The sequence below is a fragment of the Limnohabitans sp. 103DPR2 genome (assembly GCF_001412575.1).
In the GTDB taxonomy this organism is placed as follows: Bacteria; Pseudomonadota; Gammaproteobacteria; order Burkholderiales; family Burkholderiaceae_C; genus Limnohabitans_A.
This window is the reverse complement of record NZ_CP011834.1, coordinates 1,666,455-1,691,130: the sequence shown is the minus strand read 5'-3', so window position 1 is coordinate 1,691,130 and position 24,676 is coordinate 1,666,455. Positions and strand designations below refer to the sequence as shown.

26 protein-coding genes are annotated in these 24,676 nt (G+C 53.7%); 12 read left to right on the top strand and 14 right to left on the bottom strand.

The window, feature by feature from the left end:
- Positions 1–22 precede the first annotated feature (22 nt).
- Positions 23–679: a pyroglutamyl-peptidase I gene (gene pcp / locus L103DPR2_RS08285; protein WP_055360653.1), complete on the bottom strand. Its 657-nt coding sequence runs from the start codon at positions 677–679 to the stop codon at positions 23–25.
- Positions 680–760: 81 nt separating this feature from the next.
- On the opposite strand from pcp, the gene L103DPR2_RS08280 reads away from it, so the two are divergent.
- Positions 761–1,693, top strand: a complete 933-nt coding sequence (locus L103DPR2_RS08280; RefSeq protein WP_156339879.1) for an NAD(P)-dependent oxidoreductase — start codon at positions 761–763, stop codon at positions 1,691–1,693.
- Position 1,694: 1 nt separating this feature from the next.
- Here the strand turns inward: L103DPR2_RS08280 and L103DPR2_RS08275 are convergent, their stop codons facing one another.
- Entirely contained in the window at positions 1,695–2,858 is a 1,164-nt protein-coding gene (locus tag L103DPR2_RS08275) for an aminotransferase class V-fold PLP-dependent enzyme (protein WP_055360651.1), read from the bottom strand.
- Between the two features lie 79 nt (positions 2,859–2,937).
- Positions 2,938–3,186, bottom strand: coding sequence for a DUF3297 family protein (locus L103DPR2_RS08270; protein WP_055360650.1), 249 nt, complete (start codon positions 3,184–3,186; stop codon positions 2,938–2,940).
- 63 nt (positions 3,187–3,249) lie between these two features.
- Between L103DPR2_RS08270 and L103DPR2_RS08265 the strand changes: the two genes are divergently transcribed.
- Both L103DPR2_RS08265 and L103DPR2_RS08260 read left to right on the top strand, forming a co-directional pair.
- Positions 3,250–4,983 carry a DUF1800 domain-containing protein gene (locus tag L103DPR2_RS08265; RefSeq protein WP_197274855.1) on the top strand — a complete coding sequence of 578 codons (1,734 nt, stop codon included), beginning with the start codon at positions 3,250–3,252 and terminating at the stop codon, positions 4,981–4,983.
- A gap of 9 nt (positions 4,984–4,992) precedes the next feature.
- Positions 4,993–6,429, top strand: a complete 1,437-nt coding sequence (locus L103DPR2_RS08260) for a DUF1501 domain-containing protein (RefSeq protein ID WP_055360648.1) — start codon at positions 4,993–4,995, stop codon at positions 6,427–6,429.
- Here L103DPR2_RS08260 and L103DPR2_RS08255 read toward each other — a convergent pair.
- From L103DPR2_RS08255 to L103DPR2_RS08220, 8 genes are all read right to left on the bottom strand, one after another.
- Positions 6,421–7,776, bottom strand: a complete 1,356-nt coding sequence (locus L103DPR2_RS08255; RefSeq protein ID WP_055360647.1) for an FAD-dependent oxidoreductase — start codon at positions 7,774–7,776, stop codon at positions 6,421–6,423. The two genes, L103DPR2_RS08260 and L103DPR2_RS08255, sit on opposite strands and share 9 nt — an antisense overlap.
- Positions 7,777–7,783: 7 nt before the next feature.
- The gene (locus L103DPR2_RS08250; protein WP_231717608.1) at positions 7,784–8,758 is read right to left on the bottom strand and encodes a Bug family tripartite tricarboxylate transporter substrate binding protein; all 975 of its coding nucleotides are present in this window, start codon (positions 8,756–8,758) and stop codon (positions 7,784–7,786) included.
- Entirely contained in the window at positions 8,755–9,132 is a 378-nt protein-coding gene (locus L103DPR2_RS08245) for a chorismate mutase (RefSeq protein WP_231717607.1), read from the bottom strand. Before L103DPR2_RS08245 ends, L103DPR2_RS08250 begins: the two co-directional genes overlap by 4 nt.
- A 17-nt stretch (positions 9,133–9,149) precedes the next feature.
- The gene (locus tag L103DPR2_RS08240; protein WP_082466766.1) at positions 9,150–10,169 is read right to left on the bottom strand and encodes a Bug family tripartite tricarboxylate transporter substrate binding protein; all 1,020 of its coding nucleotides are present in this window, start codon (positions 10,167–10,169) and stop codon (positions 9,150–9,152) included.
- A 21-nt stretch (positions 10,170–10,190) separates the two neighbouring features.
- Complete coding sequence (locus L103DPR2_RS08235) at positions 10,191–11,249, bottom strand: Ldh family oxidoreductase (RefSeq protein ID WP_055360644.1); 1,059 nt, start codon at positions 11,247–11,249, stop codon at positions 10,191–10,193.
- Positions 11,242–11,934 (bottom strand): aspartate/glutamate racemase family protein, encoded by a 693-nt coding sequence (locus L103DPR2_RS08230; RefSeq protein WP_055360642.1) that lies wholly within the window; start codon positions 11,932–11,934, stop codon positions 11,242–11,244. Before L103DPR2_RS08230 ends, L103DPR2_RS08235 begins: the two co-directional genes overlap by 8 nt.
- On the bottom strand, positions 11,934–12,932 hold the full coding sequence (locus L103DPR2_RS08225; protein WP_055360641.1) for a Bug family tripartite tricarboxylate transporter substrate binding protein: 999 nt from the start codon (positions 12,930–12,932) through the stop codon (positions 11,934–11,936). The genes L103DPR2_RS08230 and L103DPR2_RS08225 overlap by 1 nt, the downstream gene beginning before the upstream one ends.
- A gap of 88 nt (positions 12,933–13,020) precedes the next feature.
- Positions 13,021–13,509: a GlcG/HbpS family heme-binding protein gene (locus tag L103DPR2_RS08220; RefSeq protein WP_055360639.1), complete on the bottom strand. Its 489-nt coding sequence runs from the start codon at positions 13,507–13,509 to the stop codon at positions 13,021–13,023.
- 170 nt (positions 13,510–13,679) lie between these two features.
- On the opposite strand from L103DPR2_RS08220, the gene L103DPR2_RS08215 reads away from it, so the two are divergent.
- The 5 genes from L103DPR2_RS08215 to L103DPR2_RS08195 all read left to right on the top strand — a co-directional run bounded on the left by L103DPR2_RS08215 (position 13,680) and on the right by L103DPR2_RS08195 (position 18,993).
- Positions 13,680–14,753 carry an ABC transporter ATP-binding protein gene (locus L103DPR2_RS08215; RefSeq protein WP_055360637.1) on the top strand — a complete coding sequence of 358 codons (1,074 nt, stop codon included), beginning with the start codon at positions 13,680–13,682 and terminating at the stop codon, positions 14,751–14,753.
- A 65-nt stretch (positions 14,754–14,818) separates the two neighbouring features.
- Entirely contained in the window at positions 14,819–16,150 is a 1,332-nt protein-coding gene (locus L103DPR2_RS08210) for an ABC transporter substrate-binding protein (protein WP_055360635.1), read from the top strand.
- Between the two features lie 35 nt (positions 16,151–16,185).
- The gene (locus tag L103DPR2_RS08205) at positions 16,186–17,088 is read left to right on the top strand and encodes a carbohydrate ABC transporter permease (protein ID WP_055361943.1); all 903 of its coding nucleotides are present in this window, start codon (positions 16,186–16,188) and stop codon (positions 17,086–17,088) included.
- 26 nt (positions 17,089–17,114) lie between these two features.
- Positions 17,115–17,957, top strand: coding sequence for a carbohydrate ABC transporter permease (locus tag L103DPR2_RS08200; protein ID WP_442915086.1), 843 nt, complete (start codon positions 17,115–17,117; stop codon positions 17,955–17,957).
- 58 nt (positions 17,958–18,015) lie between these two features.
- On the top strand, positions 18,016–18,993 hold the full coding sequence (locus L103DPR2_RS08195) for a Bug family tripartite tricarboxylate transporter substrate binding protein (RefSeq protein WP_082466765.1): 978 nt from the start codon (positions 18,016–18,018) through the stop codon (positions 18,991–18,993).
- A gap of 43 nt (positions 18,994–19,036) precedes the next feature.
- Here the strand turns inward: L103DPR2_RS08195 and L103DPR2_RS08190 are convergent, their stop codons facing one another.
- Positions 19,037–19,828, bottom strand: coding sequence for an SDR family NAD(P)-dependent oxidoreductase (locus L103DPR2_RS08190; protein WP_055360629.1), 792 nt, complete (start codon positions 19,826–19,828; stop codon positions 19,037–19,039).
- 90 nt (positions 19,829–19,918) lie between these two features.
- Between L103DPR2_RS08190 and L103DPR2_RS08185 the strand changes: the two genes are divergently transcribed.
- Complete coding sequence (locus L103DPR2_RS08185) at positions 19,919–20,347, top strand: universal stress protein (protein WP_055360627.1); 429 nt, start codon at positions 19,919–19,921, stop codon at positions 20,345–20,347.
- 79 nt (positions 20,348–20,426) lie between these two features.
- The gene (locus L103DPR2_RS08180; RefSeq protein ID WP_055360625.1) at positions 20,427–20,624 is read left to right on the top strand and encodes a hypothetical protein; all 198 of its coding nucleotides are present in this window, start codon (positions 20,427–20,429) and stop codon (positions 20,622–20,624) included.
- Here the strand turns inward: L103DPR2_RS08180 and ylqF are convergent.
- Together ylqF and L103DPR2_RS08170 are read right to left on the bottom strand one after the other, a co-directional pair.
- Entirely contained in the window at positions 20,614–21,549 is a 936-nt protein-coding gene (ylqF, locus tag L103DPR2_RS08175) for a ribosome biogenesis GTPase YlqF (protein WP_055360623.1), read from the bottom strand. The two genes, L103DPR2_RS08180 and ylqF, sit on opposite strands and share 11 nt — an antisense overlap.
- Before the next feature lie 66 nt (positions 21,550–21,615).
- Complete coding sequence (locus L103DPR2_RS08170; RefSeq protein WP_197274854.1) at positions 21,616–22,434, bottom strand: endonuclease; 819 nt, start codon at positions 22,432–22,434, stop codon at positions 21,616–21,618.
- Between the two features lie 405 nt (positions 22,435–22,839).
- Between L103DPR2_RS08170 and L103DPR2_RS08160 the strand changes: the two genes are divergently transcribed.
- Together L103DPR2_RS08160 and L103DPR2_RS08155 are read left to right on the top strand one after the other, a co-directional pair.
- The gene (locus tag L103DPR2_RS08160) at positions 22,840–23,733 is read left to right on the top strand and encodes an alpha/beta hydrolase (protein WP_055360617.1); all 894 of its coding nucleotides are present in this window, start codon (positions 22,840–22,842) and stop codon (positions 23,731–23,733) included.
- Positions 23,734–23,758: 25 nt separating this feature from the next.
- Positions 23,759–24,673, top strand: coding sequence for an alpha/beta hydrolase (locus tag L103DPR2_RS08155; protein ID WP_055360615.1), 915 nt, complete (start codon positions 23,759–23,761; stop codon positions 24,671–24,673).
- Positions 24,674–24,676: the final 3 nt, after the last annotated feature.

Sequence of the window (24,676 nt, the reverse complement as noted above, 5' to 3'; positions counted from 1 at the left end):
TAATCATTCAGGTGAACGGGCATCAATGATTGGCACCCATGCCCCATTTGATGTCACGTTCATCGCTTTGCAGATGTTGCACCAAGACCTCGATGGCGCACAACAGGGCTTGTGCTAATGTCTCCGAACTCATGCTGGCCAAGGAAGCACCGCCTCTGGCTGCCACTTGCGATGGCAACAAGGGCACATGCACAAAACCACTGAGCACTGGCGTGTTGCAAAGCAGGTGCTGCAAACCGTAAAACACCTGGTTGCATACAAACGTACCGGCCGTTTGAGAGATGGCGGCAGGATGGCCTTTCGCCTTGAGATGCATGGCCATTTTTTTAATGGGCAAGCTGGAGAAATAAGCGGCGGGTCCTTGCGCAATCACCGGCTCATCAATGGGTTGCGCACCTTCGTTGTCTGGAATTCTGGCGTCGCATACATTGATCGCCACGCGCTCAATGGAAAAATCACTGCGACCATCCGCTTGACCCAGCGCAATCACAGCCCGCGGTTGATGCAATTGAATGGCGGCGGCCAAAGCGTCTAAGGATTTCGCAAAGACACATGGCAATTGAGCGACCACCAAGCTTGCCCCCTGCACTTGTTGCCCCGCCAGCAATTGGGCAGCCTCCCAAGAAGGGTTGACCGTTTCGCCGCCAAAGGGTTCAAACCCTGTGATCAAAATTTTCAATGAAGTCTCCCTCTGGAAGCTGTGATGAGCACGCTCAACAGCATGGTGGTATTTGAATTCATTTTAGGGAAGAATGTGTGCATGAAAAACACCTCTCCACACGACTTCTTCTCACCTGTTACCCCATCATCGGTCATCGGCTTTGTGGGCATTGGCAACATGGGATTTGCCATGTTGGCCCGACTGCTGGATCAAGGCTGGCCATGTGCCAGTTACGACATTGACCCCCTTCAAAACCGCAAGGCACAAGAAGCGGGCGCACAGCTTGTGAATAAGGCGTCAGACATTGGGGCGTTGTGTCGCATCAGCTTTGTGGTCGTGGTCAATGCAGACCAAGTCCGAGACGTACTTGAAGGCGATCATGGCCTGCTGACAACAGCTCAAGCGGGTGATGTGATTTACTTGTGCCCGACCTTAGGCCCCGTTGACGTTGGGCAGTTTGCACAACGCGCCCTTGGCAAAGGGGTTCATGTGATGGACTCGCCCATGTCGGGCGGACCCGTTCGCGCGCGCCAAGGTCAGATGAGTTTGATGCTGGCCGGCCCCAGCCACATTCTGGCTCAACACCAGCCATTGCTAGATGCCATCACGACGCAGTGCTTTGTCATCAGCGAGACGCCCAGTGATGCTGCCAAAACCAAACTTGCCAACAACTTGCTGGCCGCCATTCATTTGGCTGGCGTCAGCGAAGTGCTGGCCATGGCACAAGCCTGGGGCTTGAATGCCCAAACCACCTTGGATGTGATGCAAGCCAGCAGTGGACAAAGTTGGATTGGCCAAGATCGCATGCAAAGGGCATTGAACAATGACTTTGCACCACGTGCGCACACCTGCTTGTTGGCCAAGGACACGCGATTGGCTTTACAAGCTTGCGATGAATTGAAAGTCAGTCCGCCAGCACTTGGCCAACTGGCCACGCAGCAATTTGAGCAAGCTTGTGCCCAAGGCTTTCAAGAGATGGACGACGCCAGCCTGTTTTTGCAAGCTGGCGGCAAACCCTTGTCAGGGCTTTGAATTACGCCATCGCTGGTTCGGGCGCTTTCACTGCAACGTAGCCCATCTCGTCCAATGCGGCAGCCAAATGTTGCACGCTGCGAGCTGGGTTGTGCAGTTTTTCAAGGCCGAACAAACCGATGCGGAAAGTCATGAAGTCTTTGGGTTCGTCACATTGCAAAGGCACGCCTGCTGCTGTTTGAAGGCCCAAGGCTAAAAACTTTTTGCTGTTGTGAATGTCGGCATCTTGGGTGTAACTGACCACCACACCAGGTGCTTGAAACCCTGTAGCAGCCACACTTTTAAAACCACGCGATACCAACAGTGCACGAACTTGGTTGCCCAACACCAACTGTTCTTGTTTGACTTTGTCAAAACCGTAGGCTTGCGTTTCCTTCATGACTTCACGCAACTGCGCCAATGCATCGGTGGGCATGGTGGTGTGGTACATGTGCGTGCCGGCTTCATAGACTTCCATGATGTTCAGCCACTTCTTCAAATCACAAGCAAAGCTAGAGCTTTGTGTGGCATCAATCGCTTTGCGCGCACGTTCACTGAGCATCACCATGGCACAGCAAGGTGAGCCGCTCCAGCCCTTTTGCGGCGCGCTGATCAAGATGTCAACGCCGGTGGCTTTCATGTCTACCCACATGGCACCGGACGCAATGCAATCCAACACAAACAAGCCACCTACCGCGTGCACGGCATTGGCGACGCGTGTGAGGTAATCGTCTGGCAGCATCATGCCGGCAGCGGTTTCCACGTGAGGTGCAAACACCACAGCAGGCTTTTCACGCGCAATTTGTGCTTCAACTTCTTCAATGGGGCAAGGCGACCATGCCGACTTGGTGTCTGAAGACAGTTGCTTGGCTTTCAAAATGACAGATTCAGCAGGAATAGAACCCATGTCAAAAATCTGCGTCCAACGGTAGCTGAACCAACCATTGCGAATGACCATGACTTTTTGGCCATGCGCAAATTGGCGCGCCACAGCTTCCATGCCAAAGGTGCCACTGCCAGGCACCAAAACCACCGAATGAGCCTTGTAGACATCTTTCAAGATCGATGAAATGTCTTTCATCACGCCTTGAAAGCGTTGGGACATGTGGTTCAGTGCACGGTCTGTGTAAACCACAGAAAACTCGAGCAAACCATCGGGGTCGATGTTGGGCAATAAAGCGGGCATGGCAATTCTCCTAGGGCCGGACAGTCTGTCACCCTTTGCGTTCTATTTCAAGGGTCTGGACCGAAATAAGCGAAAAGATTCAGACGTAATAGGCTTCGACTTTGCCTTTGAGCTTCAAAAGCAAGGGATTACCCTTGCGATCAAGCGTCTTACCGGAAGGCACTTTGACCCAGCCTTCGCTGATGCAATATTCCTCCACATCGTGGCGTTCTTTGCCATTGAAGCGGATGCCAATGTCGTGCTCAAAAACAGCAGCCACATAAAAAGGACTGCGGGCATCAATGGACAAATGGTCCGGTAGTTCGGGGCGTGAGTTTGTGTCGCTCATGTTGTTGAAATGAAATTAAAACAGAATAGACTGCAATTCTCCAACATTTCGGGGTAATCAGGCATGACCGAGTCTAGGATGGACGAGCCGATCTTCAAAACTGAGGTGGGCCTGGCCGCATTGGCATCTTCTGCAATGCTCACAGCTTGCGGCGGCGGTGGAAGCAGTAGCCCCTCTGCGGTGCCTGACCCTAGTAGCCCTAGCACGGGCACCGGAACAGGGAGCAACACCACACCCCCTGTCACTTCACCTCTTAACACGGCCGCTCAAATTGATGCGTCTAGATTCTTGCGCCAAGCAAGTTGGGGCGGCACCGCTTCTGAAATCAAAGATGTGGCCGCCATTGGCCCTGCTGTTTGGCTAAACGGTCAGATGAACCAGCCGCTGAGCAACAACATGACCCGTTGGTTGATCACCAAGGGCTTCAACGACAGCACCAACAACAGCAACGTCAATGGCGACGGCGGTTGGGTTCAAATGATGTGGTGGAAGCTTTTCAGCGCGCCCGATTTATTTCGGCAAAGGGCAACACTGGCCCTGTCGGAATTGTTTGTCGTGTCGCATGTAGGTTTGCCCATCTCTTGGCGCAACTTTGTCATTGCCAACTACTGGGAAACTTTGGAAACCCATGCATTGGGCAACTTCAGGAATTTGCTAGAGGCCGTCACCTTGTCGTCGGCCATGGGCACTTACCTGAACATGAAGGGCAATCAAAAGTACGATGCCAAAACAGGTCGCTCGCCCGACGAAAACTATGCACGTGAAGTGATGCAATTGTTCACCATTGGGTTGTACCAACTGAACATCGATGGCACCTTGAAATTAGATGCCACTGGCAAGCCCATCGAGACCTACGACAACACCGACATCCAAGGCTTGGCCCGGGTCTTCACGGGCTGGAACACGGCCACAGGCACCGACCCGGCAGGCGAATTGGCAGCGGCCGCCTATCGCCACGGTTTGCCCATGGCACTCAATGCCAGTCTGCACAGCCCCGAAGAAAAAAAGTTTTTGGGGACCACCATTCCGGCCGGCACCTTGGGCATTCCAAGTCTCAAGATTGCATTGGACACCTTGTTTCAGCATCCCAACACGGCGCCCTTTGTTTGCAAACAATTGATTCAACGACTGGTCACCAGCAATCCCAGTCCCGCTTATGTGGCGCGCGTCGCCCAAGTTTTTCTAGACAACGGCAAAGGCGTTCGAGGCGACATGAAAGCCGTTTGGGCCGCCATTCTGCTTGACACAGAAGCACGCCAAACCACAGGCTTGGCCACCTACGGCAAGCTTTCCGAGCCCATGGTTCGATTGCTGCAATGGGGTCACACATTCCAAGCGACCTCGACCGATGGGGCTTGGACCTTGGGCTACACCGACTCCGACACCACGCTGGGTCAAATGCCCATGCGATCGCCAACGGTCTTCAATTATTTCCGTCCTGGCTACGTGCCGCCCAACACCCAGTTGGCTTCTCAAAATTTGGTCGCGCCCGAATTCCAAATTTTGACCGAGCCCACTGTGGTCAGTTACGTGAACTACATGGCTGGCACTGTCAACAATGCGCGTAACATCAAAGCCGATTACACCTACGAAAAAACCATTGCCGCCGACGCCACGGCCTTGGTCAATCATTTGAACCTTTGCTTGGCATCCGGTGCGCTGACGACGGCCAATCAAGGATTGATTGTTTCCGCTTTGAACACCATCGCCACGGCCACAGACACAGGCTTGCTCAACCGCATCTACGCCGCCATTTTGCTGGTCATGAGCAGCACTGACTTCCTGATTCAAAGGTAAGGATCGACCATGACACAACACGACTCGCAATCGATCAGCCGCAGAACGCTTTTGAAGCGCAGTACCGCGCTGGCACTGCAACGGGTGTCCATTCCGATGGCCACCAGCCTAGGCCTGATGGCCGATGCAGCCGCCCAATCCGCCAACGACTACAAGGCCTTGGTGTGCATCTTTTTGTACGGTGCCAATGACCACTACAACACGGTCATCCCCTACGACTTGGCCACCCACACCAACTACTTCAACATTCGCAAAGGTACGCCTGTGGCGGGCACCATTTACGACGGCATTGCCATTGGTCGCGATGCATTGAGTGCCACGGCCCTCAGCCCCAGTTTGAGTGGCGGCAGACAAATGGCCCTGAATCCAGAGATGACCGCCCTGAAAACATTGTTTGACAGCAAGCGTGCCAGCATTTTGATGAACGTGGGGCCCCTGATTGTGCCCACCACGCGGCAGCAATACGACAACAAGTCGGTGCCCTTGCCGCCCAAATTGTTCTCACACAATGACCAGCAGGCCTATTGGCAATCGTCCTTCCAAACCGAAGGCGCTGCCACGGGCTGGGGCGGCCGGGCGGCCGACTTGATCATGAGCAATAACAACCGCTCTTCGCTCACCTGCGTCTCGGTCAATGGCAACGCCCTCTTCCTGTCAGGTCAAAGCGCCATCTCATATCAAATGAGTGCCACGGGTGCCACCACGGTCAATGCCATCAAAGGTAAATCGCTGTTCTCATCGGCGGCATGCGCCACAGCTTTGCAAACATTGATGACGCAAAGCAGTGCCACCCCCATGGGCAGCGAGTACAACGTCGTTGCTAAACGTGCACTCGACACCTACGACGGCATTGTGGCGGCCATTGGCGCCAACCCCAGCGCCGCCTTGAATGCCTTGTTTCCAAGCGCCGCCAGCAACACCTTGTCGGCCCAACTCAAAATGGTGGCGCGCTTGATTGAACAGCAAGCAACGTTTGGCATGAAACGCCAAGTCTTCATGGTGGGCATGGGCGGGTTTGACCTGCACGACTTCTTACCGGCGCAACACCCCGCCTTGCTGCAAAAGCTCAGCTCGGCCATGAAAGAGTTTGACGACGCCATGATCAGCATGGGCAAAGACGCTCAGGTCACTGCATTCACCGCCTCCGATTTTGGCAGGACCCTGGCTTCCAATGGCGACGGCTCAGACCATGGTTGGGGCAGCCATCACTTTGTAATAGGCGGCGCTGTTGCCGGTGGTCAGTTTTTGGGCACGGCCCCCGAAATTGGCCTGACCCACAACGAGCAAGTTGGCAGCGGTCGCTTGTTGCCCAGCACCTCAGTTGACCAATTGGGCGCAGAACTCGCCAACTGGTTTGGTGTCAGCCAAACGGATGTGAAAACGGTGTTGCCCAATGCCAGCCATTTCGATCTGTACAAGTTGGGCCTGTTTAAAAAACTAGCCTAAATAGCACCCGTCCGTAAGCAAGCGCTGTTGCAGCGCTTGCACCGAGATGTCTGAATAACTTTCGCCTTGATTCAAATGGGCGGCTGCAGTGCCAGCAGCTTGCCCCATGACAAAGCAGCCCCCGCTGACACGGGCCGCCGATTGACCTTCATGGGTCATGGAAGCACATCGCCCTGACACCAACAAATTGTGAATGCCTTGCGGTACCAACATGCGCCAAGGCAGTTGGTTGTAGAGCCGTTGGTGGGGACCCACAGGCTTCTCTGGAAAACGCCATTCAATTTTGCCCTGCGCATGCATTTCCATGGGCCAAGCATTCACGCCTATGGCATCCTCAAACGAGGCACACGTAACGATGTCGTGACCTGTTAAGGCATAAACGCCTTGAATGCGACGACTTTCACGAATGCCCACTTGGGGGGCAATTTCTGTAATTTGCGCTTTGGCAAATCCTGGCACTTCATTTTTAAGAAATTTGAAAAATTCCCCCACTTGCTGACGACCTTCCAACTCACCTTGACTGAGTTGACGCGCATCGGTAGCGTCCATGGCCATGCCATTGGGCTGCGCAATTTGCGTCACATTGGCGCGCCATTCACTTGGATTTTTTTGAGGCCGCAAAATAGCGCCCTCACGCGGAAATTGATACTGTCCTGGCTTTTCAGCTTGGACCTTTTTCATCAGCAAATTGATGGCCTGAAACTCACCCACAGCGGCCAAGGCTTGTTCCGAATTGACATGCGCAATGCGAAACATGGTAGTGGGATACAGGCCGCTGCCCAGCCCATCACCCACTTCAAAGGTCACACCAGCGAAAGCGGCCACATCGGCATCGCCCGAACAATCGATGAAGGATTTGGCCAGCACAGTTTGCCGACCCGATTTGGTTTCAACAAACAAAGCTTGAATGCGGCCGTCTTCGACGTGGACTTGCGCGGCCCATGCGTGAAACAAAATTTCCACGCCCACATCACGCAGCATTTGATCGGCCACACATTTGTAGGCCGACATGTCGTAGGACCTGACGCGAATGCGGCCTTGCATGCCGTCTTGGGGATCGTTCAAACCGTCTGCAGCAGAAAGCCGATCAAAGATCTCGTCCACCACACCGTGAACCACTTGCTGCATTTGGCCTTGGCGAATGCCATACAGGCCTGCAAAATTGGTCACACCACCGGCGGTGCCCATGCCACCCAAAAAACCATAGCGCTCAATCAACAGCACCTTGGCGCCATGCTTGGCTGCGCTCCAACTGGCCGCAATGCCAGCAGGCCCACCGCCCACCACCACCACATCAAAGCTGCCATAAACAGGCAGTTGCCTGGCAGGCTCGGTCCAAAGCGCCATTGGCTTCTTAATCAATGGTGACGCCTGTGCGCTTGATCACGGGTGACATCACGCGCAGCTCTTGCAGCATGAAGCTTTTCAACTCTGACTCTGTGCCGCCAATGGGCTCCATGTACTGGCCATAGAGTTTTTCTTTGACGTCGGGCATGGCCAAGATGGCATTGATTTCCTGGTTCACGCGTTGCACGATGTCTGATGGCGTCGTGGCCGGCGCCATGACGGCCATCCATGCCACGTTTTCAATGCCCGTAAAACCGGCTTCTTTCATGGTGGGCACATCCGGCAAGAATTGACTGCGTTTGGCCGTAGAGACCGCCAAAGCACGCATTTTGCCGGCCTTCACTTGGGGCAACACCGCAACGGCAGGCACGCATGCAAACTGCACATCACCTTGCAACACGGCCATGATGGCCAAGGGCGAAGAAACATAAGGAATGTGCACGGCAAAGGTGTCGGTCTTGACCTTCAACAATTCCACACCCAGCTGCGACAAACTGCCGATGCCTGTGGAGGAAAAGTTGAACTGGCCCGGTTTGCTGCGCATGGCATTGACCAAATCTGTCAGGGTGTTGATGCCCGTATCACTTCGCACAGCGCAAACATTGGATTGGCCACCGGCCAAAATAACGGGGCGCAATTCTGTGAAGGGGTCGTAGCTGAGCTTCTTGTACAGCACGGTGTTGTAAACCAAAGGGCCGTTGGTACTGATCACAAAGGTATAGCCATCACCTGCTGCTTTGGCCACAGCGCCGGTACCCGTGTTGCCACCCGCGCCAACTCGGTTGTCGATGATGACGGGCTGACCCAAACGCGTTGCAAGTTTTTCAGAAATGATGCGCGCAATGACATCGGGCGAAGAGCCAGGGCCATAAGGCACAACCAATTTAATGGGGCGCGCAGGCCAGTTGGCTTGCGCCAATACCGCAGAGCACATGAGCCCAAAGGCCATGCCAATGAGCCAACTTCTAGACAAAAACTTCATGGTGTCACTTCTTCCGTTTGCGAGAACAAGGTTTGCTCAGCCGCAATGAATCCAGCGACCAGGCTTCGGTATGCAGATTCAACAATGTCCTCAAATCCCGGAAAGTTGTCTGCATGCTCAGAGGCTAAGTTTCGCACTTTTTTGAACACCTCGGCTTGTCTGGCAGGGGCAGCCACCTGAAATGCGTCTTTTTTAAACCGCGTGGCATCGCGAACTCGCAAAGATCTGGCGGCCATCAAGGCCACAATCTGACGGTCTAAATCGTCAATTTCATCGCGTAGCGTCTGTAAATTGGGTGCCAATTCAACATAAGCAGGATCCTTGAATCGTCTGACGGCTTGACCTGTGGCCAGTGGCTCTTGTGAGTTTGTCATGATCGCTTGGGAGGCCATCAATCGGCCGTGATGTTGGCCTGCTTGATCAGGTTGCCGTATTTGGCAAACTGAACTTTCAAATCAGCGGCCAATTCGTCTGGGCTGGTGCCTTTGGGGCTCAAACCCAAGCCAAACAGCTGCTCCTTGATCGCTGGATCTGAAATGGCTTTCACAATTTCAGCATGCAATTTTTGCAGGATGGGTTTGGGTGTGCCTGCAGGCGCCATCATGGCGTACCAAGAATTGAACTCAAAACCACTCAAGCCAGACTCAGACACTGTGGGCACATCGGGAAATTGCGGCAATCGCTTGGGCGTGGTAACGGCAATCAAGCGCAACTTGCCGGCCTTGATCAAAGAACTGACCGTTGCAATACCTTGAAACGCAACTTGGACTTCATGACCCGCCACACCCACAGCGGCTTGCGTCGCGCCTTTGTAAGGCACATGCGTCAGTTGAACGCCTGCTTGCGAAGCAAACAAAGCCATGGCAATGTGTTGCGGGCTGCCATTGCCACCTGAACCATAGTTGAGCTGGCCTGGTGATTTTTTGGCCGCTGCAATCAAGTCTGCAGCAGTGCGAATGGCGGAATCAGCGGGCACCACCACGCCCCACTCGACGGTGGCCACCAAAGAAATAGGTTCAAAATCTTTTTGAATGTCCCAAGGCATTTTGGCCTGCAAGTTGGGCAGCATGGTCATGATGCTGTCGTTGAAGCCGCCCAAGGTGTAACCATCTGGGACCGACTTGGCCACCCTGTCGGCACCAATCAAACCTGCCGCACCCGCTTGATTTTCAATGGCAATGCCCGTCCCCATGTTGGTCGCCACTTTTTGCATGACGATGCGCGCCGCATTGTCCACCGCACTGCCTGCAGCCAAAGGCACGATCAACTTGATGGGCTTTTGCGGATAGTTGCCTGTTTGCGCTTGAACTGAAGCGCTCAGCAAAAAAGCGATGCCCACCAAAGCGGTGCCCAGTTGGCGCGCAGAGGTCCGCAGTAAAGGGGTCGAAATGAAAAATGAAGTTGCGGTCATGACAAGGCCTTTTGGAGTGGGCTATAAAAATTGAAGCGGTGCGATTTGACGTTCTGCTGCCAACTCGTTCAGTTGTTTCACCAAGCCGGGTGCCAACACAACGCCATGCGTTTCATGGTCCAGGCGTTTGTGATGGCTTTGCTCGCCTGGCAACCAAATTCGATCCACACCCGGCATGCGCTCTGCAGTGCGCAGTTCTTGAATGAGTCGGTCGATGTTTTGTTTGAAGTCATCAATGTCGCCAAAAGCCGCAGGGTCAATCACGGCAATGGCCTGACCCGTGTTGGTGGTGCTGACGAAATCTTTGTTGAAGTCAATCACCTGACTGCCCATCGCAGCACCATTCAAGGTGCCCGCCAAAATGCCCACCACCAACGACAAACCATAACCTTTGTAGCCGCCTATGGGCAACAAGAAACCTTCGTCGCTTTTGGTTGGATCCAGTAAGGGCTTGCCTTGGCGGTCAATCATCCAACCTTCAGGCATCATTTCTCCGCGCTGCGCTTTGGCTTTGACTTTGCCGTAAGCCGCCACCGTGGTGGCCATGTCGAGCACAATGGGAACTTCCTTGCCACTGGGAATGGCCGCAGCAATCGGATTGGTCGACAACAACATGTCCAAGCCGCCCCAGGGTGGCAAGTGATTGGCATTGCCCACCGCAAAATACAAACCGATCATGTCGTGTTGCAAAGCCATGCGTGCGTACAGGGAAGCTGGGCCTGCATGGTTGCTAAGGCGACTGCCCACCCAAGCGATGCCGGAGCTTTTTGCTTTTTGAATGGCCAATTCAGTAGCACGCTTCATGACCAAATGGCCCATGCCATTGTCGCCATCGATCAAGGCCATGGCCGTTCGTTCTTGCACCACACGAATGTTGGGCTTTAAATTCATGCCGCCCGCCAAGATGCGTTTGGCATAAGGCACCAAGCGAATCACACCGTGGCCGTCCGAGCCTTGCATGTCGGCTTCGGCCATCAAATGGCCCACCGTTTTCGCATCTTCTGGAGGCAAGCCCAATGACACCATGGCTTGCGTGATGAACGATTCAAGCTGGGAGAAACTGACTCTGAATTCAGACATTTTTCATCCGTTGTTGGAGTGCGATCACAGCACAGTCAGGACTGGTCAACACTGGGGCACTGGTTTTGGTTTGCGCGAGAGATTGCGCAGCGGCCATTGAAAATTGTGCCAGCATGATGACATCACACGTGGGCATGTTTTCAATGCCCACGGCAATGCGTTGATCGTGCTCTTGCGCTTGGCCTTTGGCCAAAGCTTCCATGGCCAGCGGCACATGCACACCATGCAAATTCACAACTCGATTCAGGTGCGCGGTCATGGCCATGAACTCTTCGCGCATGGAATCTATTGATGCCGCAAACGTGGCCACCAAGCCGATGTTCAAGGCGTCTTCTGAATGAGGTTTGGCTTTTTGAGCAACTTGCATGGCTTCCTCAAACATGGCCTCATTGGGCTTCAGTGTGGGAATGCCTGTGGCAACGGCGGCAGCTTCAATGGCTTCACCAAACGCAGAGCAAGTGAACAAAATACCTTGGCAGCCGACACGCTTGGCGTATTGCGTCAGATCGATGAAACGCTCGACCATGTCTGCCGTCAAATGCCCAACTGCCGCAAGGTCTCGCGACAAACTGTCGTCCAAAATATTTTGCAACTTGGCTTCAGGCCAAAGCTTTTGGAAAGAAGTGTTGACCGGTTGAATGGCCAAGGGTGTGGCATGAATGAGTGCGATGCGAGGCGCACTCATTATTCAATCCGCAAGCCTGTTTTTTCAATGACAGGCTTCCAGCGCATCATCTCTTCTTTGATGTACTCCGTGGCCGATTCGGGTGTGGAGTCGGTGGGCTCCATGGCCAACTGTTTCAGTTGCTCCACCAAGCCAGGATCTTTCAGAACCTTGGCGGTGGCGGCGGCCAAAATGTCGATCACGGCTTTGGGCGTGCCAGCAGGCGCAGCAATGCCGTTCCACAACACCGCCTCAAAACCTTTGATGCCCAAGGCTTCGTTCACGGTGGGCACATCAGGTGCCAAGCTGGAACGTTTGTTGGCAGCAATGGCCAAAATTTTGGCTTGTCCGCCTTGGTGCAAGGGCAAGGCTGAACCCAGAGCGTCCACCATGGTTTCGGTTTGTCCGCCCAGCAACGCAGGCTTGGCCTGTCCGCTGCCCTTGTAGGGAATGTGCTCAATTTTGGCGCCCGATTCCAATAAGAAACGCTCCATCGACAGGTGCAGGTAAGTGCCCTGCCCTGGCGAGCCGTATCTGAACTTGGTGGGATTGGCTTTGGCTTGATCAATCAAGGCCTTGAGTGTTTGAGGTGACTCTTTGTTCGACATGATCACCACAGCAGAACCACCCACCACAGCCACCGTGGTGAAGTCTTTCAAATAATCGTATTGAGGCTTTAGGGCCATCAAGTTGTAGAGCGCTAAGTTAGAAGCCGTTCCAAACAGCAAGGTATGGCCGTCGGGTTGACTTCTCTTCACTTCCAATGAACCAATGGCACCGCTGGCGCCGGCCTTGTTGTCCACAATGACGCTTTGGTTCAGCACCCGCGACAAACCAATCGCATATTGGCGAGCAAAGATGTCGGTCGGTCCGCCCGCAGGGAATGGCACGATCAACCGAATGGTTTTGGTGGGAAAGTTGGTTTGCGCCAAAGCGCTGAAGGGGGCTGCGGCTGCAAAGCCCAAGCATGCGACGGCGGCAAACAATGCGCGACGTTTGACGTGAAGAAAATGAACCACTTTGTCTCCCTTGAATCAGGCTTGTTGCAGGTCAGCACCTGTGCGCCAACCCTCTTGTGGGAGCATCATAAGTGCATCCCGTCTGCGCTTACAAGCCAGCGTTCCGCCATTCGGACTGGTATGACGTAGGCTCACACCCAAGCCCTACAAAATGAATCGCCTCGATGGCGCAGTACTCATCGCGATCAGAGGCATCGCCACTGACACCCACCGCGCCAATCACGGCCGATTGGGCATTCAAGATGAGGACACCCCCTGGCACGGGAATAAAACGGCCGTCGGACGCGGCGGCCAATGCCCCCTGGAATGCAGGCCGATTGGCCAAGCGGTCGCGGATTAAACGCGTGGACATGCCCATGCCCAAGGCCGCCCAAGCTTTACCGAATGCAATGTCATATCGGAGAATGCCGCAGCCATCCTCTCTTTGAAACGCCACCAGCTGCCCGCCGGCATCCAACACCGCCACCGACAAGGGCAACAAGTTTTCGCGCTGCCGAATGGCCAAGCATTCGTTGACGATGGCATTGGCCAGACTCAGGCTCAGGCTTGTAAGGAGGGGTTTCAGTTGCTCGCTCATGGGGTAAGTACCTGTCTGTTTTGTGATTTGGTTTCAGCGGCCATTTGGTCAGACCAATTAGGGTTAGCTTGGATAAGAAATTACCACCAAGAGTGTGATACTGCAAATCAGTTTGAGTGAATTGAATTTGCTCAGTCGTTTGCCTGCATGCTTTATCTAGGGATTTTCTAATGGCCAGTGTATCGATCCGATCCGTCAAAAAGAATTTTGGCGAAGTTCCCATCCTTCACGGCGTCGACATTGAAATCAAGGACGGCTCGTTCACTGTGCTGGTGGGCCCCTCCGGTTGCGGCAAGTCCACATTGCTTCGCATGATAGCGGGCTTGGAAGAAGTCAGTGGCGGCGAAATCCTCATTGGCAACAACCGCGTTAACGACCTGCCCCCCAAAGCGCGTGACATCGCCATGGTGTTCCAAAACTATGCGCTTTACCCCCACATGACGGTTGGCGAGAACATGGCCTTCTCGCTCACTTTGGCCAAACGCCCCCAAGCCGAAATCGACCAAAAGGTTGCAAGGGCTGCCGACATTCTGGCCCTTGGCGCTTTGCTCGATCGCTACCCCCGTCAACTCTCAGGTGGCCAACGCCAACGCGTGGCCATGGGCCGCGCCATTGTTCGCGACCCCCAAGTGTTTTTGTTTGACGAGCCCTTGTCCAATCTGGATGCCAAACTGCGCGTTGCCATGCGCAGCGAAATCAAAGAATTGCACCAGCGCTTGCAAACCACGTCCATCTACGTCACACACGATCAAATTGAAGCCATGACCATGGGCGATCAAATTGTGGTGATGCGCGACGGCCGCATTGAACAAACTGGCTCACCCCTCGAGCTTTACGACTTCCCTGCCAACCAATTTGTCGCGGGCTTCATCGGCTCACCTGCCATGAACTTCTTGCCTGGCAAATTGCTGGTCAATGGCGGCCAATGCCAAGTTGAACTGCATGACGGCCTCAAACTCAATTTGCCCCACCCTGTGAAGGGTCAGAATGGCCAGCCCGTTGTTTTTGGTACGCGCCCCGAACACCTGACTTTGGTCGACAGTGGCGGCATTACAGCGCACGTGGCCGTGATGGAGCCCACCGGCATGGACACCTTTGTGGCCTGCCGCCACGAGGGCGTGGAGTTTTCAGCGGTGTTCCGCGAGCGCCACGAATTCCAATTGGGCAGCACCATCAATTTGCAACCCGACATGGACCGCGCCCACGTATTTGATGCCTCAACCGGCATGCGTTTGGTTGCTTGAACAAACCATCAGCATTTAATTTCGTTTCTTTCTCGTCGCTAACCCACTCAAACAGGAGACATTTCATGACAAAACTGAATCGACGCGACTTTCTGGAAAGCTCAGCCGGCGTAGCGGCAGCTTCCACCACACTGGGCATGGGCGCTATGGCGGTCAGCCCAGCAGTCCAAGCGCAAAACCTCAGCTTCAAGCCAGAAAAAGGTGCCAAGCTGCGCGTCTTGCGATGGAGCCGTTTCGTGCAAGGCGACATTGACGCCTACATGGCCAACGTCAAGAAGTTCACAGAACTCACCGGCGTTGAAGTTCGCGTTGACAACGAAGGTTGGGAAGACGTTCGCCCCAAGGCTGCTGTGGCTGCCAACACCGGCGCTGGCCCCGACATCATTTTGTCCACCAACGACGACGCCAACCTCTACCCAGAAAAATTGCTGGACGTCACAGACTTGTGTGAATACTTGGGCAAGAAATACGGCGGCTTCTTCCCAGCTTGCCACGCATACCTCAAGCCCGATGGCAAAAAATGGATTGGTGTACCACTGGGTGCTGCAGGCGCCATGTTGGTTTATCGCCAAAGCCAAGTCAAAGCGGCTGGCTTTGACACCTTCCCCAAAAACACAGACGATTTCTTGAAATTGCTCAAGAAGCTGAAAGAGAACGGCACACCTGCTGGCTTCGCCTTAGGCAATGCCACAGGCGACGGCCTCTGGTGCAACTGGCTCATTTGGGCTTTTGGTGGCAAATTGGTTGACGCCAACAACAAGGTGGTCATTGACAGCCCCGAAACTCTCAAGGCCTTGGAATACGCCAAAGAGATGTATGCCACCTTCATTCCTGGCACGCTGTCATGGCTCGACCCCAACAACAACAAAGCGTTTTTGGATGGCCAAATCAGCTTGACCAACAACGGCATCTCCATTTACTACGCCACCAAAACATCGCCCGATGAAAAAGTGCGCGCATTGAATGCAGACGTGCAGCACGCACCCTACCCTGTTGGCCCCGTTGGCACGCCTACCGAGTCACACTTGTTCTTCAACCAAATGATCATGAAGTACACCAAGTACCCCAATGCAGCCAAAGAGTTCTTGCGCTTCATGATGGAAAAAGAACAGTTCGATCCATGGCAGACAGCGGCCGGCGGCTACATTGCACCACCACTTGACGCCTACACCAAAGGTGCCATCTGGACATCTGATCCCAAGCACACAGCCTACCGCGACCCTGTCAAAAACATGCGTCCCGCTGGCTATGCAGGCAAGTTGGGCTACGCATCTGCCGGTGCAGGCGCCGACTTCATTGTGGTCAACATGGTGGCTGAAGCTGCTAGTGGTGCCAAAACACCCAAAGAAGCTGCAGAACGCGCACAGAAACGTGCCGAGCGTTACTACAAAGTTTGATCATCTCTCTTAACTGAAAAGTACCCATGACACCCTTGCTCGAGAGAATTCAGAACAGCCGCAATGTGCTCGGCTTCATCTTCATGTTGCCAGCAACACTGTTGTTGCTGCTGTTTCTGACCTACCCTCTCGGCTTGGGTGTTTGGCTTGGTTTTACCGATACCAAAATTGGCCGTGGTGGCGAATGGATTGGCTTAGAAAATTACATTTTCTTGTTGGGTGACAGCGTCACACAATTGGCCCTGTTCAACACCATGTTCTACACCACCGTGGCCAGCGTGCTGAAGTTTTTCTTGGGTCTGTGGCTGGCTTTGTTGCTGAACAAAAACATTCGTTTTAAGTCTTTTTTCCGTGCAGTGATTTTGCTGCCTTACATCGTGCCCACGGCACTTTCCGCCATTGCGTTTTGGTGGATTTTTGATTCCCAGTTTTCCATCATCAGCTGGGTGCTGATGAAAATGGGCTGGATTGATTCCTACATTGATTTCTTGGGCACACCCTGGAATGCCCGCTTGGCCACACTCACGGCCAACGTTTGGCGCGGTGTGCCCTTTGTGGCCATCACTTTGTTGGCGGGTTTGCAGACCATCTCGCCCTCCTATTACGAAGCGTCAGCCATTGACGGTGCCACACCCTGGCAGCAGTTTTGGCATGTCACTTTGCCTTTGCTGACCCCCATCATTGCAGTCACCATGACCTTCTCGGTGCTGTTCACCTTCACCGACTTCCAACTCATCTACGTGATCACACGGGGTGGACCGCTCAATGCCACACACCTGATGGCCACCCTGTCATTCCAGCGCGCTATTCCGGGCGGCGCATTGGGTGAAGGTGCGGCCATTGCCATCGCCATGGTGCCCTTCCTGTTGGCCGCCATTCTCTTCAGTTACTTCGGACTTCAACGCCGTGCATGGCAACAAGGCGGCAGCGACAAATGAGCAAAGACAATCAAGACAACGGCGGCATGTCCTATTTGGACACCACCTCCACCAAACTTCTCAAGACCTATTTGCCACTGGGCTTGTTCTTGTTCGTGTTGCTCTTTCCTTTTTATTGGATGGGCGTCACCACTTTCAAACCCGACAATGAACTGCTGTCGCGCGATGGCAATCCGTTTTGGATCATCTCGCCCACCATGGCGCACATTGAAAAGTTGTTGTTCAGAACAGAGTACCCCCAGTGGATGTGGAACACGGTGGTGGTGTCTGTCACTTCTACTTTCTTCTCTTTGTTTGCCTCGGTGTTGGCAGCCTACGCCATTGAGCGTTTGCGCTTCAAAGGTGCCAAGCAAACCGGTTTGGCCATTTTCTTGGCCTACTTGGTGCCGCCTTCCATCTTGTTCATTCCTTTGGCTTCGGTCATTTTCCAGTTGGGATTGTTTGACACGCGCTTGGCCCTCATCCTCACCTATCCCACGTTCCTCATCCCCTTTTGCACATGGCTCTTGATGGGTTACTTCCGCTCCATTCCTTTTGAGTTGGAAGAATGCGCCATGATTGACGGTGCCAACCGCTGGGAAATTTTGGTCAAAATCATTTTGCCTTTGTCAGTTCCTGGTCTTATTTCAGCAGGCATCTTTGCCTTCACCTTGTCGTGGAACGAGTTCATCTACGCCCTCACCTTCATCTCCTCCAGTGAAGTGAAAACGGTGCCAGTGGGTGTGGTCACAGAACTTGTTGAGGGCGATGTGTATCACTGGGGTGCCCTCATGGCAGGCGCCCTGTTTGGCTCCTTGCCAGTGGCCTTCATTTATTCCTTCTTTGTTGAGTACTACGTGTCGGGCATGACCGGCTCTGTCAAAGAATAAGCATCCAGGCCCACTGCTGCAATCCTTCAGTGGGCGTTCCTATTGGTTTGGAGACGTGATGACAACTTTGAAATGGTTACCTAGGCTGATCTGCGCAAGCATGGTGGCCATCAGTCTGAGTGCAACGGCCCAAAACTGGCCCACCAAACCCATCAAACTCATCACGTCATCACCCCCTGGCGGCGTGGTCGATATCTACGCCAGACGCCATCAACCGCACTTGCAAAATGAGTTGGGCCAACCTGTGATGGTGGACAACAAACCCGGTGCTTCAGGCGCGATTGCCGGTGATGCCGCAGCCAAAGCCGATGCAGACGGTCACACGCTCTTCATGGGAAGTCAAAATGAATTGGGACTCATAGGCCAACTGGGCGTCCCCGTTCGGTACGATCCCGTGAAAGACTTTTCCACAGTGGGCCTCACCATTGCAGGCTACCCCATCCTCTTGGTCAATTCACAATTAGGCGTTAAAAACGTGGCCGAGTTGGTGGCGTACATCAAAGCCAAAAACACAACACTCGATTGCGGCGGCAGTGGCAATGCAACCATTGGTCACTTTGTGTGCGCCGCATTTGCAGTACGCACCGGCTCCAAAATTCAGTACGTTCCCTACAAAGGCAATGTGCCGGCCATGACCGATGCCGCCTCCGGACAAGTGCAATTGGTCTCTGCTTTTTACAGTGAAGTGGCACCCTTCTTAGCGTCGGGCAAACTCATACCAATTGGCGTATTTGGCGCCTCCCGCTTGCCACTGTTGCCCAATGTGCCCACCATGGAAGAACAAGGCTTGAAAGATTTAGAACTTCAAAGCTACACAGTTTATGCCGTGCCCACAGGCACACCGGTTGCCGTACAGCGCAGACTCAATGCCGCCATTGTGAAAGCCGCCAATCACCCTGATGTGATGGACAAAGTGAAAGCCGCTGGCGGTGTTTACTTCGACATGAACTTAGAAGAAACGCAAGCTTGGCAAAAACGCATTCAGTCTCGCTGGAACAACATCGTTCAAGAGACTGGCATCAAACTCGACAAGTAACGCTGCGCACCTGCGCAGCAGGTCACCGGTCGGTCACCGCGTTTCACTGACCCGCATTTTTGGCGGGTACCGTCACGGCTTTGCCCAAATGCAAACCAGAGTCTAGAAGGATGGTTTCGCCCGTCACTGTGCGGGCACCGTCCACCAACCAAATGATGGACTCTGCTACATCTTCTGCGGTGCAAGCGCGTGCCAAGGGCGTTGTTTGCTCGTATTGCGCCTTCAGCTTCTCAAAGTTTTCCTGACCCACACCGTCCACAAACCAACGCGTGGTGATCATGCCGGGACACACCGCATTCACCCGCACCTCTGGTGCCAGTGTGCGCGCCAAATGCAGCGTCATTGAATTCATGGCACCCTTTGAAGCGATGTACGGAATGCTAGAGCCAATGCCCAAGGCACCAGCGACAGAAGACACATTGACGATGCAACCTTGCGCAGCCTTCAAATGCGGCACACAGGCGCGCACCATTTGAAAAGTGCCCAACACATTCACTTCAAAAATGCGTTGAAAAATTTCCGCATCCAAAGCATCCCAGTTGGATCCAGCAAACGCGGTGATGCCCGCGTTGTTGACCAAGGCATCTATGCGTTGCCATTTGGCCAGTGTGGCTGCCACCATCGCTTTGCAGGCCGCATCGTCCGACACATCGCCTTGGACCAACAAAGTTTCTGCGCCTACCGCCTGACAGGCCGCCTCAGAGGCTTTGGCCTCTGTTTCACTTTTGGAATAGTTGATGACCACGTTGTAGCCACGTTGCGCCAAGCCCAAAGCGGTTGCGGCACCCACACCCGTTGCCGAACCTGTGACCAATGCCACTTTTTTGTTTGTCATCGTGTTTTCCTTGCTTGCTAAAGCCTTGATCTGTATCAAGTCTGAATGTAATCAGTTCCCTATCATTTCACAACACTTTGAAAGTTCACTATGAAAATATTGGTCGCAACCGACGGTTCAAAAGCTTCAGAAGGCGCCGTGAAATATGCAGCCCGACTCTTCAAGAGTTTCAGCGCAAACAGTCACATCACAGTGATCACCGTGCAAGATGACAGCAGCTTGAGGTTTTTTAAAAAACATACCCCCAAGGGCGCTGTCGAAGATTACCTTCGCGAAGTTGCTGACAAAAATTTGGCTTGGGCGGTCAAATACCTGAACAAAATCAAATTGCCGCATGACATGGCCATTCGCTACGGTCATCCCAGCGAGCAAATCATCAATGAGGCCAAGGCAGGCAAGTTTGACATGATCGTCATGGGCACCAAAGGTCGTTCCTCTTGGTCCGACACTGCCATTGGCTCAGTGGCCCAGCGCGTGGTGGGCACCTCAAAGACACCCGTCTTGTTGGTCAAAGACTGAAACAAATTAAGGCCTGCTGGCTGGCCTCATTGCCTGCTCGTTTTTTGAATTATCCTTAGCGATTGTTTAAGGATTTTTCATGAAAATCTCGAGGTTGTTTCAACCCAAAAATCCTATTTTCTGGATTTTGGTAGCGCTCAACTTGCTCTCGTTGGCACTGTCGCACATTGCCCAAAATTACCCACTCAATACCTTGGGCACATGGGTCATTGCGGTGTGCGCCTTGCTTAATGCCCTTGTCAGTGCTTTGTTGGCCTGGCGACTGGTCAACTCTTAGTCTTGCGCAAAGATTTTTTCTCTTTTTGAAGCGCTGCTTTTTTCTCAGCGCGTTCAGCATCCGCCTTCAGGCCCGATGCTAACCATTGCGAAAACTCAGCAGGCGTTTCGAGGGTCAATCGGCCCAATGCTGCAGAACGAAAATCATGGATCACAATTTCAGCGGCCTTGGTGGTGTTCACCCGTCCTCCACTTTGAATGGCGCCGCGATAGCGTGCAATGGCCTCTAACAAGGTTTCATCGGTGTGTTCCGACACGTTTTGAACTTTGTAGCGCGCCGTGATGGCTGCGGGGTAATTGGCAATCAAATAATGCAGCAACTCTAGGGCCACTTCTTCATCGTCAAAGGCATTGACACCAATGGCACCACTGGCGGCCAAGTTGTAGCCACTCTTTTCAACAATGATGCGCGGCCAGAGCACGCCGGGCGTGTCGTACAAATAAAAGTCATCGGCCAAGGTGATGCGCTGCTCTAATTTGGTCACACCTGCTTCGTCCCCTGTTTTGGCTGCACGCTTGCCCTTCAAGGTATTGATGAGGGTGGACTTGCCCACATTGGGAATGCCGCAAATGAGCACCCGCATGGGCTTGGCCATGCCGCCTCGGTTGGGCGCCAACTGATGGCAAGCATCAATCAATGCTTTGGCCGGCGACACCATGCTGGTGTCCAACCCAATGGCCCGCACATTGGGCATGGCGTTGTAATGGTCCAACCACAACTGCGTGCGTTCAGCATCCGCCAAGTCTTGCTTGCTGAGCACCTTCAAACCTGGCTTGCCCTGAATCAACTGCGCCAACATCGGATTGGCACTGGACCCCGGCAACCTGGCGTCCAGCATTTCAATGACCACGTCAATGTCTTTGATGCGCTCCTCAATCGCCTTGCGCGTGAGGTGCATGTGCCCCGGAAACCATTGAATAGCCATAAACTGAAATGCGAACCAAAAACCCCATTGTCCAACACTTCCCCCTTAATTGGGGTCAGATCAACATTAATTAACGCTTTCCAAGCGCGCCGTGCCCAACATGATGGGCTTGACCAATATTTTGTAAGTGTCCAAATCAAAGCTTTGCTGCAATGTCACGGGCAACTGCGCCGACTTGGAACACCAAGTTCCCAAGTAGCGCCAGTTTTCTAGTCGATGACGCTGTACCCAGCCTTGGCTTTCCTCCACCAAATCAATGGCCCCCGCAAACGGCCACGCATGCACCTTCATGTCCTCCAAAGCTGATAGCAGGCGTTGGTCATGCGCCAAGCGCTCTTCTTTACCAACGCAAGCGCCCAAACATGTTTTAACTTGCAATCCAAAGCAGCCACGGGCGCTGAGCTTTTCCAGGCCCAGCAAACCTTGGCACAAATTGTGTTGATCGGCCAACTCGCGCAATTTGGCTTGCGCCGCGTGCCTAGAACTGAACAGCCCATACAAGCCCTCCACCTGACCCAGGCCCAAGTCTTTGCCGGTCACAATTTCGGGCACCCAGGCACCGGCTTGGTCGTGCAGTTGAATGCTGCACAAGTTGCGAAGCCTGCGCAGCCTGATGTTGTAAAGCGGGTTGAGCGTTTTGATCAGGTGCGACTCTAAAAGCAAAGCACCAATCTCCCCTGCCGTCTCGATGAAATCCACACGCCTTGATTGCGACATCATCTCGGCTTCATCTTCAGCGCGCAAATGCGCCAACACCCGGCTGCGAATGTCGACACTCTTGCCGATGTAAATGGGCAACTTGCCGTCACCCCTGAAGATGTAAACGCCCGGTCCGCGTGGCAAGGCCGCTAGCGAAGCAGCATCCAAAAAAGAGGGTTCCTTCACGCGGTCAATTCAAGTCGTTGCGAGCATGTGCGCGGAGGGTGGGAAATTCGGCCGTTTTTTCGAGTTTTGACGCTAAAACGGCATGGCTGGGCAGAAGATCAATCAGAAATTTTTTCACAAGGGCCTCCTGCAGGTGTTGTAAGCTTAATTCTAGCCAAAGCCAATTGCGAATACATTGAAACAAAGCTAAGCAGCCTCCACGACATGAAAGGGTCACCATGACAACATGCTTCACACGCGCACTTGCCGCCACGGGTTTTGCATTCCTCAGCCCTACCTCAATTATTTATATCAAACCAAGGTAAATCCATCATCCGTGAAAAGGGCATGATGGCGTAAAAAACACCCATCTGTTTGACTCGGGTATCGTCATTTTTTTTAACCTTCTCAACAAGGCGCATTATCGTGATCTGGTCTCAAGAATATTTTGTTAACCGCGAAGACGTTCGTTTGTATGTTTACCGCAAGCGTGCCACAGCACCCGTCGCTGGCGAAGCCGCCAAGCCCGTTTTGTTGCTGGTGCATGGCTCCACAGTTTCCGGCCGCAACACTTACGACTTGCAAGTTCCCGGTGGCAAAGACTATTCCGTCATGGACTATTTTGCAGAACGCGGCTACGACTGCTGGACAGTCGATCACGAGGGCTACGGCCGCTCTAGCTGGTCGGGCCGTGGCAACAGCGATGTGCGCACAGGCGCCAAAGACTTGGCCGCTGTGGTGCCCTTCATTTTGCAAGAAACTGGCGTTCAAAAAATCAACATCTTTGGCTCTTCTTCAGGTGCTTTGCGTGCGTGCGTCTACACCGAAGCCCATCCCGACACCGTGGCCCGTTTGGGCCTGTCTGCCTTGGTGTACACCGGCGCCGGCGCGCCCACCTTAGAGCAACGCCGCAAAAAGCTGCCTGAGTACAGTGCAAGCCCCCGCCGCAAGGTTGACTTGGCTTTCTACGAAGGCATGTTCAACCGCGACAAGCCAGGCTCTAGCGAAGACAGCGTGCCTAAAGCCATTGCCGCCGCCGAACTGCCTTTGGTCAGCGAAGTACCGACAGGCACCTACGTCGACATGTGCGCCAATTTGCCCTTGGTCGAACCCGAAAAAATTCCCTGCCCCACCCTGGTCATTCGCGGTGAATACGATGGCATTGCGGCAGAACCCGACCTGCTCGATTTCTTCACCCGCTTGCCCACCAAAGACAAGCAGTTTGTGGTGCTCTCAGGCATTGCACACAACCCCATGATGGGCGTGGTGCGCAACAAGTTCCACCACGCGCTTGAGAATTTCCTCAAAGCGCCTTTGTAAAACAAACCTCAAGGAACACCCTCGCATGACTAGCGTTCAATGGACAGGTGGCACAGAGCACTGGACTCACAAAGGCGACATCCGTCTGTTTTTGTGGAACAAACCAGCCCACGCGCATGTGCCCAAAGTCGGGACCATTTTGTTTGTGCACGGCTCCTCGATGGCCTCACAGCCCACCTTCGATCTCAGCGTGCCCGGCAGGCCACATTCATCCGTGATGGATTGGTTTGCCGAGCGCGGCTTTGACACTTGGTGCATGGACAACGAAGGCTATGGCCGCTCGGACAAAAGCCGCCCCATCAACTTTGACATTGCCAACGGCGCCGAAGACTTGGCCGCTGGCAGCGAGTACATCCTGAAAACTACAGGCGCTCAAAAGTTGATGGTGTATGGCATTTCGTCCGGCGCGTTGAAGGCTGCTCTGTTTGCGCAGCACCACCCCGAGCGCATTGCCAAACTGGCCTTGGATGCCTTTGTCTGGACCGGCGAAGGCAGCCCCACTTTGGCTGATCGCAAAAAGAAACTGCCCGAGTTTTTGGCCAAGAATACGCGCCCCATTGACCGCGCATTTGTGCACAGCATTTTCAACCGCGACCATGGTGCCTGTGCCGACGAAGCCACCAAAGATGCCTTTGCCGATGCCATCCTCACATTGGACTCGGCCATGCCCACCGGCACTTATGTCGACATGTGCTCCAAGCTGCCCCTGATCGACCCCGCCAAAGTCACCTCGCCCACGCTCATCATGCGCGGTGAGTACGATGGCATTGCCAGCCTTGATGACTTGTTGAACTTCTACAAATTGCTGCCTAGCCGTAGCAAACAGTTCAGCATCATGGAAGGCATTTCACACGCCAGTTTCCAGCAGAAAAACTACCTGATGGTGTATCAAATTCTGCACAGCTTTTTTTCCCAACCCGAACCCACTTTCCGAGGTTAAATC